Origin of the sequence: Pseudoalteromonas sp. K222D (assembly GCF_017653575.1) — a bacterium.
Classification (GTDB): Bacteria; Pseudomonadota; Gammaproteobacteria; order Enterobacterales; family Alteromonadaceae; genus Pseudoalteromonas; species Pseudoalteromonas nigrifaciens.
The window spans coordinates 58,140-72,655 of the sequence record NZ_JAGGDL010000014.1; the positions used below are offsets into that span (position 1 = coordinate 58,140).

Below are 14,516 nucleotides of genomic sequence, written 5' to 3' on the forward strand. Positions count from 1 at the left end.
GATAACGTGATTAAACTAATCATAATGTGAGAGGGATTAGTTTGGAGCGCTGAAATTCGTCTTAAATAACTGTATTGTTTAAATTCCCCCCTATAATGGGGTTACCTAATCGTACTTAAAACGCCAATAACAAAGATAAGATTATGCAAAAAATAAAACTACTAGGTTACATTCTCTTTACTGTGTTGCTCACTATGATAACTCAAGCGCACGCAGCAATTAAGTCTATTGATGAATTTACTGGAAAGATGAATCATTTTCCGGGATATTTTTCATTTTTTTACGATACCGAAAACGGCAAGGTTTATTTAAAAGTAGATAAACTAGAGCAGCAATTTTTGCTACAGCAAAGCTTGCCAAATGGCTTGGGCTCTAACGATATAGGGCTTGATAGAGGGCAGCTTGGTAATACACACTTAGTGCAATTTGAGCGCTTTGGCGACAAAGTAATGCTACGCGCTGTAAATACTTACTATCGCGCAAATACCAGTAATAAAGCCGAGCAGCAAAGTATTAATGAAGCGTTTGCATCAAGTATATTAGCGGGCTTTAAAGTGGTTGCGCAAAATAAGCGGGCGCTATTAATCGATTACACTCCGTATTTACTTAGTGATGTACACGGTGTAAATCGAACCCTGGCAGCGACTAAACAAGGTAACTTTAATCTAGACGAATCGCGTAGTGCAGTTTATATGAACCGCTCCAAAGCATTTATTAATAATACAGAGCTTGAAGCTGTGCTGACCTTTGCCGGTACTCAACCGGGTAAGTTTGTGCGTGAAATAAGCCCCGACGCCTATTCGTTAACGGTGCATATGCACCATTCACTAATTAAATTACCAGACGATAACTACACCCCGCGCAACTTCCATCCACAATCGGGTTTTTGGAGTATTGAGCATAAAAACTATGCTGCAGCACTTGGTGAGTCTATGTATGTGCGATATATACCGCGCCATCGGTTAACTAAAAAAGATCCGAGTTTACCTATTAGCGAGCCCATTGAGCCGATTGTTTATTACCTTGATCCTGGGGTGCCGGAGCCGGTAAAAAGTGCATTGCTTGAAGGTGCACAGTGGTGGGATGAAGCGTTTAGTGCAGCGGGTTATAAAAATGCATTTATAATAAAAGTACTACCAACAAACGCTGATCCTATGGATATTCGCTACAACGTAGTGCAGTGGGTGCATCGTGCTACTCGTGGTTGGTCGTATGGCAGTTCGGTAATTGATCCGCGCACCGGCGAAATAATAAAAGGGCATGTAACGCTTGGTTCATTGCGCGTACGCCAAGATATTTTAATTGCAGAAGCGCTGGCTGCGCCTTACTTAAACGGCAATGAAATAGCAAAAACACTACAAGCTATGGCACTTGATCGTATTAGGCAGTTAAGTGCCCACGAAATTGGGCATACTTTAGGTATTTCTCATAACTTTGCCGCTTCAGTGGGCGATAGAGCCTCGGTAATGGATTATCCGCATCCGCTGCTTAGCTTTGATGAGCAAGGCAAGCTTGATGTATCACGCGGTTATGCTACGGGTATGGGCGTGTGGGATACACAAGTTATTAAATACGGCTACAGCGACTTTACTAATCAAAACGAAGCAGCAGGATTGGCAGCTATTTTAAAAGAAAACAACACAAAAGGGCTCGAATTCATATCAGATAACGACGCCCGCGCTGCTGGTGGTGCGCATCCAACAGCTCATTTGTGGGATAACGGCGCAGCACCAAGCGAAGAGCTATTAAGAGTACTAGAAGTGCGTAAGCAAGCACTCGCACAATTTGGTATTCATAATATAAAAACGGGTGAGGCGTTATCGCAATTAGAAGAAAAACTAGTGCCCTTGTATTTATTTCACCGTTACCAAGTAGAGGCGGTGGCTAAACTAATCGCAGGGGTAAATTACGAGTACGAAGTACGTGGTGATAAACCTGTAAAAGGCGCGCAAGTGGTTGCTAAACAAACGCAACAACAGGCGGTTAAAGCTATTTTAACCACGCTTGAGGGCAGTAATTTAGTGTTGCCAGAGTCGATACTCGCACTTATTCCGCCAAAAGCGTACGGCGAGTCTAGAACACGCGAAAGTATAGTGGGGCGCACTGGTTTAACCCTTGATGCTATGGCGTTACCTGAAGTTGCCGTGCAGCATAGCTTATCGTTATTACTAAATGCACAGCGTTTAAATCGCCTTGCGCAACAACAAGCACGCAGTGATGATTTTTATAGTTTAGATGAGTTACTTTTACAGCTTTATAAGCAGGTTTTTGTGGCATTGCCATCCAATAACATGGTGGCAAAGATCACTCAGCGAGTGCAATTTTTAAGTGCTAAAACAATGGCTGATTTAGTGGCCAGCGATAACGTAAGTCCAGAAGTACAAGCACAACTGCGTTACTATTTAACTAAGCTAAAAGATGACTTTGAACAAAATTCACTACTAAGCAACACCAGTATAGGTGAAAGCGCGTTTAAACAATATTTAGCTGAACAAGTTAACCTGTTTTTAACCACAGGTAGCTGGCCAGATAACTTTAAAGCATTACCAATCCCGCCAGGTTCGCCAATTTAAAAGGATCGCTTTTAGCAATAAAGCAGCAGACGGCTTTTAACTAAGAAATTAAAAAACACCGCGCTTAATTTAAACGCGGTGTTTTTTTGTATTACTCATTGCATAGGTTAAATACGCAGGGCTGTCTTTGTTATTGTGTTACTTTTGCTTGCATAAAGTTGTTTTTTTGTTAATCTACCCGCCTTCTGTTGTGGCTATTTTGAGGTGTTTATGGCGTTTTTATCTCGTTCGATATTGGCGTTGTCTGTAGCACTTTTAAGCAATAACGTATTTGCGCAAAAGCAGTGTGATGTAGAGCTTCGTCACGGTTTAATCATTACTGATGATATTATTCGCATTGTTGATAAAGGCCAAACCCGCGTACAAATTAATAATAATAACCAATTGTTTATCCGTGGCTATTGGATTGACTTAAGTGATGACGAAAGTAAAGTCCTTGAGCAGTTTAGCAGCGGTATTCGTCAAACTGTTCCTGAACTCGTTAACTTAGCCACCGATGGTGTTAATTTAGGGCTCAGTGCAATTGAGCATGTTGTTGAAGGTATGACAGATAAAGAATCAGAAGTGCTTAAAACGCAATTGCAGTACGTTGAACGTGCGTTAATGGATAAGTTTAAACGCGGCGATGATTTTTTCTTTATTGCGCCGCAATCACTTTCCAAAATAGACGACTTTTTCACTAAAGATATTAGCAAAAAAATTCACTCGGCAGTGCATGGCTCCCTCGGGGCTATTTTAATGTCGTTAGGCGATGCATTTAAATCGCGCGAAGGTAATATTGAAGATCGAATGAACGACATGAGCCAACGCATGGATATCATTTCTTCAGAAATAGATAAATCACTCCAAGAAAAAGCCCGCCAACTCGAACTTAAAGCCGCGGAATACTGCGAATGTTTAAATGCCCTTGATGTAACCGAATCCCGCCTTCAGGCCATAGTACCTGGCATGGTGAACTTTGACTTAGTGCAAATAAAATCTTAAAAATTAAAAGCTGGCATTAGGTTTCAGGTGTCAGTAAGTAATTAGCCAAGCACGCATTTACAATTAGGCCTCGTAGTTGTGAACTACCCAGCGACTAAAAATCACTGGGTTTTCTCGCCAAGTTATCGATAAATTGCTTAGAACCTAGTGCCTAGCGTCTTCAACTTTTAACGCGCTAAAATATCACATATACGTTGGCATGCATTGCCGTCACCATAAGGGTTGTGAGCGCGACTCATTGTTTTATATGCAGCATCATCAGTTAACAACTCATTTAATGCTGCGGTGATCTTAGCTACATCGGTACCAACTAATTTCACTGTACCTGCTTCAACTGCCTCTGGGCGCTCTGTGGTATCACGCATAACTAATACAGGCTTACCTAAACTTGGTGCTTCTTCTTGAATGCCACCTGAGTCAGTTAAAATAATATGAGCACGATTCATCAAGTATACAAATGGCAGGTATTGTTGTGGCTCTATTAAATGTACGTTATCAACATCTTTTAAAATGCGCTTTACTGGCTCTTGTACATTCGGGTTTAAATGCACGGGATAAAGTATTTGCGTATTTGGATGAGTTTTTGCGGTTTGCGCTAATGCTTCGCAAATTCGCTCAAACCCACCACCAAAACTTTCACGGCGATGGCCTGTAACCAAGATAAGCTTTTTATTTTCATCAAGCATTGGGAATTGCGATGCGAGTGTATTGCTTAATTCTGCATCATTTTCAATTTGTTGTTTAACCATTAATAACGAATCAATTACTGTGTTACCCGTTACAGATATGTTTTCAGCCGCGTAGTTTTCTTTTAATAAGTTAGCTTTTGAATTTTCGGTGGGTGCTAAATGGTACTTTGTAAGTGAGCTGGTTAATTTACGATTACCTTCTTCTGGCCAGGGTGAGTAAATATTACCTGTACGCAAGCCTGCTTCGACATGACCTACTGCGATTTGCTCATAATAAGCCGCCAGACTTGCTGCAAAAGTAGTCGCTGTATCGCCATGAACAAGCACTACATCTGGCTTAAACTCTCTAAGTACGGGCGTTAACTCTAGCAGAATACGACTGGTTACTTCTGGTAGTGTTTGGCCCGCTTTCATCAGGTTCAAATCGTAGTCAGGGGTTATTTTAAACAGCTCAAGTACTTGGTCTAGCATTTCACGATGCTGCGCCGTTACACAAACTTTAGCTTCAAAGCGGCTATCGTTAGTTAATGCATGTACTAGCGGCGCCATTTTTATCGCTTCTGGGCGGGTGCCAAATACGGTTAATACTTTCACTGTTATATCCTTTTAATAAATTAGAGTCTCGAAGCTCTGTTATGCTCGTTATCTGTGTTAAAAGTGCTGTGTTAAAAGTGCTGTGTTTTTAGGCTGCCTTATCTTTCGTTACTAATACTTGATTGAAGCCTAAAAAATTCCTTAGAGTTTAATCTCTTCAGCTGTTAACAAGCGGTATTCACCCGCTGCTAGGTTTTCATCTAGTTTAATATTGCCAATTTGTTCGCGGTGCAATTCAACCACTTTGTTGTCTACAGCGGCTAACATGCGCTTAACTTGGTGGTATTTACCTTCACAAATAGATAAACGTAAGCCGTAATTAGCGAGGCGCTCTGCTTTTGCCGGACGGGTTAGAGCTTTTTCGTTATGTAATTGTACCCCTTCGCGCAGTGCCTCTAACGATTCGTCAGTAATGGGCTCTTGGGTTTCTACTAAGTAGGTTTTAAATTTATTGTTTTTAGGAGACGTTATTTTATGCGACCAGTCGCCATCGTTGGTTAAGATAACTAAGCCAGTGGTGTCAATATCGAGGCGGCCTGCTACGTGAAAGTCGCTCATATTTGGCTCGTCAATTAAATCGAATACCGTTTTGTGTAGTTCATCACTATTGGCACTTACATAACCAACGGGTTTGTTTAACATGAAGTAGCGTTTACCTAAAAATACGAGTTGTTCACCTTGAAAAACTACTTCGTCTTGCTGCTTAATTTGAAAATCGAAAGCAGTGACCACTTCACCATTGACTAGTGCGGCTTGGCGTTTAATGCTGGCTCTGGCTTTTGAGCGTGGCAGCTCTGCTAAATGGCTAATAAATTTATCTAGGCGGCAAGGGAATTTCATTGGGGTTCACATTTTGAGTCGGCTACAATGGACGCGATTATAACGGATAGTGAAATACCATGACAGTGCAGGACACACAAATAATAAGCCTTTACCAAGCTAAGGTTGCATCGGGCGAGCTTAGCTTCGATGCTGCGCAAAATAATGCCGTACAGGCACTTAATTCGCTTAGTGAACAATTACAAATACAGTATAGCTGGTGGCAAAAGTCACCACTCATAAAAGGTGTGTATTTGTATGGGCCGGTAGGGCGTGGTAAATCAATGCTAATGGATTTATTTTATAGTAATGTGGCTATAAGTAAAAAGCAGCGGCTGCATTTTCATCACTTTATAGCGCAGGTACATCAGCAGTTAGGGCAGTTACAAGGGCAAAAAGATCCGTTAATAATCATAGCTAAAAATTGGGCCAAAAATATTCGGGTGCTATGTTTTGATGAGTTTTTTGTTAGCGATATTGGCGACGCTATGATTATGGCCCGGCTGTTTGATGCGTTATTTAAACAAGGTGTAGTGTTGGTGGCTACTTCAAACGCAAAACCAGAGCAGCTTTATTATAATGGCCTACAGCGAGCACGGTTTTTACCTACTATAGATTTAATTAATAATTATTGCGAGATAGTAAATGTAGCGGGAGAGGAGGATCATCGTTTTCGTTATGGTAAAAATAGTAGTCATTACTTTATTAATTTACCCAGTGATGACTTTAAAGCTAAATTTTTAACGCAGTACCCGCAAGCATCGCACAGTGGCAATATCATGGTACACGGTAGAGCGCTGCCTTATTTATTAAAAACAGCAAATGCCTTAATGATTGATTTTATGGCGTTGTGCTCTGGCCCGCGTAGCGCTAACGATTACATGTTTTTAGCTCAGCAATTTTCTGTGTTATACGTGGCAAATGTGCCAAAAATGGGCGTTGGCGCAACCGGTAAAGTAATAGTGCACGGTATAGAGGACAGCTACCAGCGTGAAAAACAAACTCTAGACGAGCACTTTTTTGATGATGAAGCACGACGCTTTATTGCTTTGGTAGATGAGTTTTATGATTGCCATAAGTTACTGGTTATAAATGCACAGGCTGATATAGACACCTTGTATCAAGGTAAAAAACTAAGCTTTGAATATGCACGAACGCAATCGCGTATAGTCGAAATGCAAAATTGGTAAAAATAATAATCGTACTAGGAAGTAAATCAGGGCTAGGTTCTAGGTTAAACTCTAAACCTTAAACTCTGAGCTTAAATTTGAACACGTATATCTTTATTGAATTAAATAAATGACTTACTCCAATCATAATTAACATGCCCCTATAAAAATAGGGACATATTGATTATAGGTATATGGTTTTCTACTTATACCCATTTGGGTTATTTGACTGCCAGCGCCAGGTGTCTTGCATCATAGTATCGATACCGCGCATCGCTTGCCAGTCTAGTTCATTCAGGGCTTTTTCAGGAGCTGCGTAACAAGCGGCTATATCGCCTGGACGACGTGGTGACACTTGATATGGTACTGCTTGCCCACTGGCCTTAATAAAGGCATTCACCATTTGCAGTACTGAATAACCGTTGCCTGTACCTAGGTTATAAACCAATGCACCGGTGTTTGTGGCAATTTTATTCAGCGCTTTTAAATGTCCTAAAGCTAAGTCGACTACGTGAATGTAGTCGCGCACGCCGGTGCCATCTACTGTGTCGTAATCATCGCCAAATACGGCTAGTTGCTTGAGCTTGCCCACGGCAACTTGTGAAATATACGGTAATAAATTATTAGGGATCCCGTTCGGATCTTCGCCAATTAACCCCGATTCATGCGCGCCTACTGGATTAAAGTAACGCAAAATAGCAAAGGCAAAGCGCTCGTCTGATTTTGCGATATCTTGCAACATCATTTCAACCATTAACTTTGATGTGCCATAAGGGTTGGTGGTGCCACCAACAGGAAAGTCTTCTTTAATAGGTAAGCTTGCTGGGTCGCCATAAACGGTTGCAGATGAGCTAAATACTAACTTAAATACACCCGCATCGCGCATCGCATCAACTAGTGTTAATGTACCTTGTACGTTATTTTGATAGTACTCAATTGGTTTTACAACCGACTCACCCACCGCTTTTAAGCCAGCAAAGTGAATTACGCTATCAATAGTATGCTTAGCAAATACTGAGTCTAAAAATGCTTTATCGAGAATATCACCTTGGTAAAAAGTTACTTCTTTACCGGTAATTTTTTTAACGCGCGTAAGTGACTCTGATGATGAGTTGCTTAAATTATCAATAACAACAACATTACTGTTTTGTTGTAAAAGTTCTAAAACAGTGTGCGAGCCAATATAGCCTGCGCCACCGGTTACTAAAATAGTCATGAATGCTCCGTGGATACCTTTTATCAATAATGTTGATTGCACCATAAATTGCGATATTTTACATGCATTATCTGCTTTATATACGCTGTTATTTTAAAAAAGCTAGATTTACATATTTGATTACATTTTGAACGCTTTAAATAACACTTATGTCATAAGATTAAGTTATAGTTAATAAACAGCTGTTAAAATGAACTCAGTTATTTAGGTGTTAATACTGAGCATGCCCTAATTGCAATAATGTAATATTCGGCGCACCTTTTTGGAGAGTGATATGAATCCAGTAAACAAAATCGCAATGTTAATGTGCTTTGCACTACCAGCACTTGCCCATGCGGGTGAGTCGGCTATTAAATGGCATGATTTTAAAGACTATCGTGATGTACGCGAATCCAATCAAGGTAAAGCTTCGTACCATAAGCATATAGCGAGCAGTATTGAAGAGCATGTTGCTAAACTTGCAGAGCAATTGCCAAAAGACTACAAACTTAGCCTAGAGATTACTGATGTCGATTTAGCTGGCGATGTACGCTATGGCGGTATAAATGAAATCAGGGTGGTTAAGCCTATTTACTTTCCGCAACTCAAACTTAATTATTCACTTACTAATGAAAAAGGTGAGGTAATAAGTGCAGCAAGTGATGTAAAGCTTAAAGATATGGGCTTTATGGATAAAATTAAAATGGGCCGAGATGGACCTTTCAATTACGAAAAACGCTTACTTACAGAGTGGTTTGGTGAGGAAATATTACCGAAAGTTGATTAACTGAGCTTTACAAAAACGCCGCTAAATAGCGGCGCTTTTAATGCTTATAGAATAATAAACTTTTTAACTAAAGTTTACGTTACTTAAACGTAGCTAACAAAGTAAGTAGTTGCTGTAATTTAATAACGGTGGTTTTAAGTTTTTCTTCATTAAAACCGTCACTAGATAAGCTCTCTACGTCGGCTGCTACATCAAGCACATATGGCTTAAAGCGTTTAGCTTCAAAGGTAAAACCTGAGTCGGCTGTAAAGAGTGCTTTAAATTTGCCGTGACCTTGCTGTTGTAACTCGTCGAGTTTTTTGTCAGCATCAAGCGCCTGTCGGTAAACAATTTTTAAGTTAGCGTTGAGTTGTTCAATAATAGAATCCATGGTTTTCCTAAAGCTTTGTATTGAGTTGCCGATAATTTATTATGTAGCATGCGTATACTGTATATGTTACTTGGATTATATTTAAAAGTCAGGTTTTTAGCACTGTGCCTTGTTTAACTCCTTTTAAATAATTGCACAACAAACACTGATTAAAGGTGGATTAATTTTATGAATATATCAGGTGGAAATTTACCGGTAATGCCAAGTTCAAGCCAAGGCGGCGAAGTGTTGAGCGCTGCATTGTCTAAAAAACAGCAACTAGCGGATGGCGCAGCTGCATTAGCACTGATTGAGGGGGCTGCGCAGTCATCCAGCGCGCAAACACCGACTAAGTCGGCGACTGCAACACTGGGTAATAACGTAAACATTTACGTTTAAATACGGCTTTAAATTAACTTAAGATCGATTGGTGTTTTACTTTTTTCACCGCCAATCTCTCTGACTAATTTAGGCACTAAAAAACCAGGTAGAGCTTCTAACAGTTCTGCCATTATTTTAATTGCTTGCTCCTCACTAATGTCAAAGTGGCTCGCCCCTTCTACCTTATCTAGCAAATGTAGATAATAGGGCAATACATCGGCATCAAATAACGCTTCACTTAAATTCACTTGTGCTGCAGTTGTATCGTTCACGTCTTTTAAAATAACCGCTTGATTAAATAGCACTACACCTACTTGTTTAAGCTTTTGCATTGCGGCTTTAAAGTCGTCGTCTATTTCGTTGGCATGGTTTATATGATTAACAAACACAATTTTTAATGGCGTTCTTGCAAGTCGTTCGCATAACTCATCGGTAATGCGCGCCGGAATAACCACCGGCAGACGGGTATGAATTCGCATGCGTTTAATTTGTGGTAGTTGCTCAAGCTCATCTAAAAACCAACTAATGGCATCGTCTTTGGCCATGAGCGGATCGCCACCACTTAAAATCACTTCATTTATATTATTGTCGGATTTTATATAGCTAAGCGCATCTAGCAGGCTACGCTTATTAAGTTGGTTTTCTTGATACGGAAAATGGCGTCTAAAACAATAGCGGCAATTTACTGCACAACCGGTTTTAAACATTACTAAAACACGCGATTTATACTTGTGTAATAGCCCTGGCTGCTGGTTACTTTGCTCAAGCAGGGGATCTTTATTAAAACCACTTTTAGTTAAGAATTCTTGATGGCGCGGCATAACTTGTAATAATAATGGATCGTTTGCATCGCCTTTACGCATTTTTTTTATAAATGGTATTGGCACACGAACTGGGAACAAGCTACGAGCTTTTATGTCGTTATCATGGACTTGGCTCGATAAACCGACCATTTCTAGCAACACTTTTGGGCAGGTAACTACATTTGCTAATTCTTTTTGCCAGTTTTTATGCAAATTTGCTTCATTTCTTTGTATCATTGGCACGTAGATTACTCGAAAAAATATAAATAGAGGAAACGATGGCGAATTATAGCACCAACGAGTTCAAGGGCGGCCTAAAAATTATGATGGATGGCGAGCCTAGTAGTATCATAGAAAATGAAATGGTAAAACCTGGTAAAGGCCAAGCGTTTAACCGTGTTCGTATCCGTAAACTTATTTCAGGTAAAGTACTTGAAAAAACCTTTAAATCGGGTGAATCTGTTGAAGGTGCTGATGTAATGGATACTGATTTAGCGTATTTATACACAGACGGCGAATTTTGGCATTTCATGAATAACGAAACATTTGAGCAAATTGCTGCTGACGAAAAAGCGTTAGGCGATGCGGGTAAATGGTTAGTTGAAAATGACGTGTGTACAATTACATTATGGAACGGTAATCCTATTGTAGTAACACCACCTAACTTTGTTGAGCTTGAGATCACTGAAACTGATCCGGGCCTTAAAGGTGATACAGCCGGAACTGGCGGTAAACCTGCAACATTAAGTACTGGTGCTGTAGTACGTGTTCCACTATTTGTACAAATAGGCGAAGTTATTAAAGTAGACACCCGTAACGGTGAATACGTAAGCCGCGTTAAATAATTTTAAGCGTCGCTTTATAAAATCCTAGCTTAAAAGCTGGGATTTTTTTTGGAGAAAATATGTCAGTAAATCTTTGGGCTCCCAGTGCAAGTATTGCAACACTTAAGCAGCGAGCTGTTATTTTACGCAGTATTCGCGAGTTCTTTTATGCTCGCAATGTAATGGAAGTAGAAACCCCCAGTTTAAGCGGAGCCAGTGTAACCGATATACACTTAGTGAGTTTTAACACTCGATTTGTAGGCCCAGGGCACGCCAGCGGCCTTGAGCTATATTTACAAACCTCTCCAGAGTTTGCAATGAAGCGCTTGTTAGCGGCGGGCTCAGGGCCTATATTTCAGTTGTGTAAAGCATTTAGAAACGAAGAAGCTGGCAGCCATCATAATCCTGAATTTACTATGCTGGAATGGTATAGACCAGGGTTTGACGAATTTGCATTAATGGCTGAAATAGATGAGCTAATGCAGCTTATTTTAGATGTTGCGCCGAGTGAACGGTTAACTTACCAACACGCATTTGAACAAGTACTTGGACTTGATCCACTCACTGCTAGTTTAGAGCAATTACAACAACTTGCCTGCGAGCAAGGGTTTGCTGATATAGCTAAAAATGAAACGCATAGAGATACTTTACTGCAGCTTTTATTTTGTATGAAAGTAGAGCCAACAATTGGCCAACATAAGCCGTGTTTTGTGTATCACTTTCCGGCATCGCAAGCAGCACTTGCACAAATTTGTGAGCATGACAGTCGCGTAGCAGGGCGGTTTGAGCTGTATTATAAAAATATGGAATTAGCTAATGGCTTTAACGAGCTAACTAATGCGACAGAGCAAGCTAAGCGTTTTAATGACGATAATGAATATCGTAAACAAAATGGCTTAAAGCAAGTACCAATGGATAAGCATTTAATTGCTGCGCTTGAACATGGATTAGCGCCTTGTGCAGGGGTAGCGCTGGGCATAGACAGGCTAGTAATGTTAGCCACGCAAAAGAGTAATATAAAAGAAGTTATTGCGTTTGATGTGACAAGGGCTTAAAGCAACTTAACATGCAGGGGGGCTGTCAGTTAGTAACTAACCTCTCGCATGATCAGGATCTACGACTACCACATAAAAAACCGCGTTTATTTTAATAAACGCGGTTTTTTTAACTGAGTACTAAAAGCTGTCAGCTTTATTTTATAAATTAAGTGTAAAAGTAACGCCAGCTACACGTGGTTCACCAAGTTGGGTGTAGGTATGATCAGCGTAACCATCAAGTGGGTTGTTGCCAAACTCAAAACCGCGAGTAGGTACTGTTTCGTCAAACACGTTACGTGCCCAAGCGCGTACAGCCCAGCTATCGGCTTCATAACCTAAGCTTACATTCACTAAATTACTGTTTGGTGCTTGCGCATTATGGCTATCTGAGAAGTAATAATCGTCTTTGCCTTCAACGCCTACCATGGCATAAAGCTCGTTGGTAAGGTTGTAACGGGCACTCAGTGCGTATTGATATTTAGGTGACTGTGCTTGGTCGCGACCGTCTTGGTTTAAACCCGCTTTAGTTACAAATTTATTTATTTTAGTATTTAAATAACCAGCACTACCGCTAATAAGTAAATCGTCGGTTAGCTGGTAGCTACCTTCAAGTTCAAGGCCATAGTTACTACCAGAGCTCGCGTTATCTACATAACCGGTAAACTTCTGATCTTGTACTTGCCACGACTTTAATTGAATGTTGTCGCGGTGCATATAAAATGCAGCTAAACGCAGAACAAATTTGTCATCAAGGGATGATCCCTTAACACCAAACTCACCGCTCCATAAGTATTCTGGATCAAAACTGGTGTGTTGTTTAAAAAATTCAGCATCAAGGTTTAAGCCTTCATCTTTGGCTTTAGCGAGTGCTTCTGAGTTAATACCGCCTGCTTTATAACCACGGGTAATGCTGGTGTAGATCATGGTGCGATCAATTACTTGGTACTCAAGCGCTATTTTTCCGCCAACCATAATGTCGTCGGTATCTTCAATAAAACCGTTATTATCGGTGTAATCACCTTGGTATTGCTCAACACGTAAGCCAGTAATTAAGGTGGTTTTAGGCCCAATAGGAGTCGCTAATTGGCCATATACTGCCACGTTATTGGTTTCATACGTTGAGTTAAATGGGCTAGCTAACCAGGTATATTGGCGTTCTAAATCTACGTCGCGGTTTTGATAGTAAAGACCTGCAACCCAGTTGCCGGTTTTGCTTTTAAATTGTAAATCGACCCCTTGATCATCGCGATCGCGGCTGTAAACATCAGTTGAGCTGTAACCATCAGGGTGCAAACCGGCGGCGCAAAGCTGTGGTTTACTCGGATCGTTACATACCCAATCTTCATCAAAGCTATAAAATAATTCACTGTCGACCGCCGATAAGCTTAAGTTTACGTCAAATAAATCAAAGCCCGTATAAGTGTTATTTAGACCAATAGCGTAACTTAATTGGTTATCTTCACCGGGTTCATCGGCAACGCTGTTACGGCCGTTATCAAGTGCGAATGTGTCGTAACCGTTGTTAATGTCAATATAGTGTAGATTTAATTCAGTGCTTAAATTGGCAGTTATTTGGCTGTTTAATTTAAAGCGTGCTACTTGCTCGTCTTGCCCTTGAGTTGGCTTATTTAGGTATAGGTTATCTACATAGCCGTCTGATTTTCTACGAAAGTAGCTAACACGAGCGCTGGTATCGTCGGTTAAACCTGTACTTGCAGCAAGACCTGCTTCGCGGCTGTTGTAAGTGCCTGCACCTACTTGTAGTTTTAAACTAGGATCGTTTGTTGCTTGCGCCGATTGCATTTGGATCATACCTGCCATACCGTCGGCACCAAAGCGTGTACCTTGTGGGCCACGGTAAATTTCTACTTGGTCAATATCAAATAATAATGCACTGCCACCAAGGCCTGAGTAGTTAATGCCATCAATAACTAAACCAACCGAAGGGTTTATGGGGTCAACAAACTGTGAACGTAGTCCTACGCCACGAATTTGAATATAACGACCACGAGAAGCTCCAGAAGCAAAATTAATATTGGCAGTACTCCCAAGCATTTCATCTAGGTAGGTTGCACCTCGTAAATTAACTTCATCTTCGCTAAATAAGCTGGCGCTAGCACTTAAGGTTTGAATGCTTTCTCGTTGAAAATCACCAGTAACAACAATGCGTTCTAGATCTGTATCGTCAGCGTTGGCGGTAACTGATGCACCAAACAGTGGTAATAATGCGGCGGTAATTAAAGACAAACGTAAGTTCATTAGGTTACTTAACTCCATTTTAGGGACTTGCATGGTAGCAATTATTTCAGTAC

At 40.6% G+C, this 14,516-nt stretch carries 13 protein-coding genes; 7 read left to right on the top strand and 6 right to left on the bottom strand.

Going from position 1 to position 14,516, the window contains the following annotated elements; translation table 11 throughout:
- Positions 1–143 precede the first annotated feature (143 nt).
- Together J5X91_RS09025 and J5X91_RS09030 are read left to right on the top strand one after the other, a co-directional pair.
- Positions 144–2,573, top strand: coding sequence for a zinc-dependent metalloprotease (locus J5X91_RS09025; RefSeq protein WP_208834474.1), 2,430 nt, complete (start codon positions 144–146; stop codon positions 2,571–2,573).
- A gap of 210 nt (positions 2,574–2,783) precedes the next feature.
- The gene (locus tag J5X91_RS09030) at positions 2,784–3,557 is read left to right on the top strand and encodes a YggN family protein (protein WP_011327175.1); all 774 of its coding nucleotides are present in this window, start codon (positions 2,784–2,786) and stop codon (positions 3,555–3,557) included.
- A gap of 167 nt (positions 3,558–3,724) precedes the next feature.
- Here the strand turns inward: J5X91_RS09030 and wecB are convergent, their stop codons facing one another.
- Together wecB and rsuA are read right to left on the bottom strand one after the other, a co-directional pair.
- On the bottom strand, positions 3,725–4,840 hold the full coding sequence (wecB, locus tag J5X91_RS09035) for a UDP-N-acetylglucosamine 2-epimerase (non-hydrolyzing) (protein WP_208834475.1): 1,116 nt from the start codon (positions 4,838–4,840) through the stop codon (positions 3,725–3,727).
- A gap of 141 nt (positions 4,841–4,981) precedes the next feature.
- Positions 4,982–5,680 (bottom strand): 16S rRNA pseudouridine(516) synthase RsuA, encoded by a 699-nt coding sequence (gene rsuA / locus J5X91_RS09040; RefSeq protein WP_089367748.1) that lies wholly within the window; start codon positions 5,678–5,680, stop codon positions 4,982–4,984.
- A gap of 59 nt (positions 5,681–5,739) precedes the next feature.
- Here rsuA and zapE point away from each other — a divergent pair, with 59 nt between their 5' ends.
- Positions 5,740–6,849: a cell division protein ZapE gene (zapE, locus tag J5X91_RS09045; RefSeq protein ID WP_208834476.1), complete on the top strand. Its 1,110-nt coding sequence runs from the start codon at positions 5,740–5,742 to the stop codon at positions 6,847–6,849.
- Between the two features lie 181 nt (positions 6,850–7,030).
- Here zapE and galE read toward each other — a convergent pair whose 3' ends face one another.
- Positions 7,031–8,044, bottom strand: coding sequence for a UDP-glucose 4-epimerase GalE (gene galE, locus J5X91_RS09050; protein ID WP_089367750.1), 1,014 nt, complete (start codon positions 8,042–8,044; stop codon positions 7,031–7,033).
- 274 nt (positions 8,045–8,318) lie between these two features.
- On the opposite strand from galE, the gene J5X91_RS09055 reads away from it, so the two are divergent.
- The gene (locus J5X91_RS09055; protein ID WP_182684102.1) at positions 8,319–8,810 is read left to right on the top strand and encodes a DUF3016 domain-containing protein; all 492 of its coding nucleotides are present in this window, start codon (positions 8,319–8,321) and stop codon (positions 8,808–8,810) included.
- Between the two features lie 79 nt (positions 8,811–8,889).
- On the opposite strand, the gene J5X91_RS09060 is transcribed toward J5X91_RS09055, so the two are convergent.
- Positions 8,890–9,180 (bottom strand): hypothetical protein, encoded by a 291-nt coding sequence (locus tag J5X91_RS09060; RefSeq protein WP_011327181.1) that lies wholly within the window; start codon positions 9,178–9,180, stop codon positions 8,890–8,892.
- Between the two features lie 168 nt (positions 9,181–9,348).
- On the opposite strand from J5X91_RS09060, the gene J5X91_RS09065 reads away from it, so the two are divergent.
- Positions 9,349–9,558 carry a hypothetical protein gene (locus tag J5X91_RS09065; protein WP_089367752.1) on the top strand — a complete coding sequence of 70 codons (210 nt, stop codon included), beginning with the start codon at positions 9,349–9,351 and terminating at the stop codon, positions 9,556–9,558.
- 8 nt (positions 9,559–9,566) lie between these two features.
- Here the strand turns inward: J5X91_RS09065 and epmB are convergent, their stop codons facing one another.
- Positions 9,567–10,580 carry an EF-P beta-lysylation protein EpmB gene (gene epmB, locus J5X91_RS09070; RefSeq protein ID WP_179807836.1) on the bottom strand — a complete coding sequence of 338 codons (1,014 nt, stop codon included), beginning with the start codon at positions 10,578–10,580 and terminating at the stop codon, positions 9,567–9,569.
- A 41-nt stretch (positions 10,581–10,621) separates the two neighbouring features.
- Here epmB and efp point away from each other — a divergent pair, with 41 nt between their 5' ends.
- Both efp and epmA read left to right on the top strand, forming a co-directional pair.
- Positions 10,622–11,188, top strand: a complete 567-nt coding sequence (efp, locus tag J5X91_RS09075; protein ID WP_011327184.1) for an elongation factor P — start codon at positions 10,622–10,624, stop codon at positions 11,186–11,188.
- A gap of 59 nt (positions 11,189–11,247) precedes the next feature.
- On the top strand, positions 11,248–12,222 hold the full coding sequence (gene epmA / locus J5X91_RS09080; protein ID WP_182678887.1) for an elongation factor P--(R)-beta-lysine ligase: 975 nt from the start codon (positions 11,248–11,250) through the stop codon (positions 12,220–12,222).
- Positions 12,223–12,363: 141 nt separating this feature from the next.
- Here the strand turns inward: epmA and J5X91_RS09085 are convergent, their stop codons facing one another.
- Positions 12,364–14,463: a TonB-dependent receptor gene (locus tag J5X91_RS09085; protein WP_208834477.1), complete on the bottom strand. Its 2,100-nt coding sequence runs from the start codon at positions 14,461–14,463 to the stop codon at positions 12,364–12,366.
- Between the last annotated feature and the right edge of the window lie 53 nt (positions 14,464–14,516).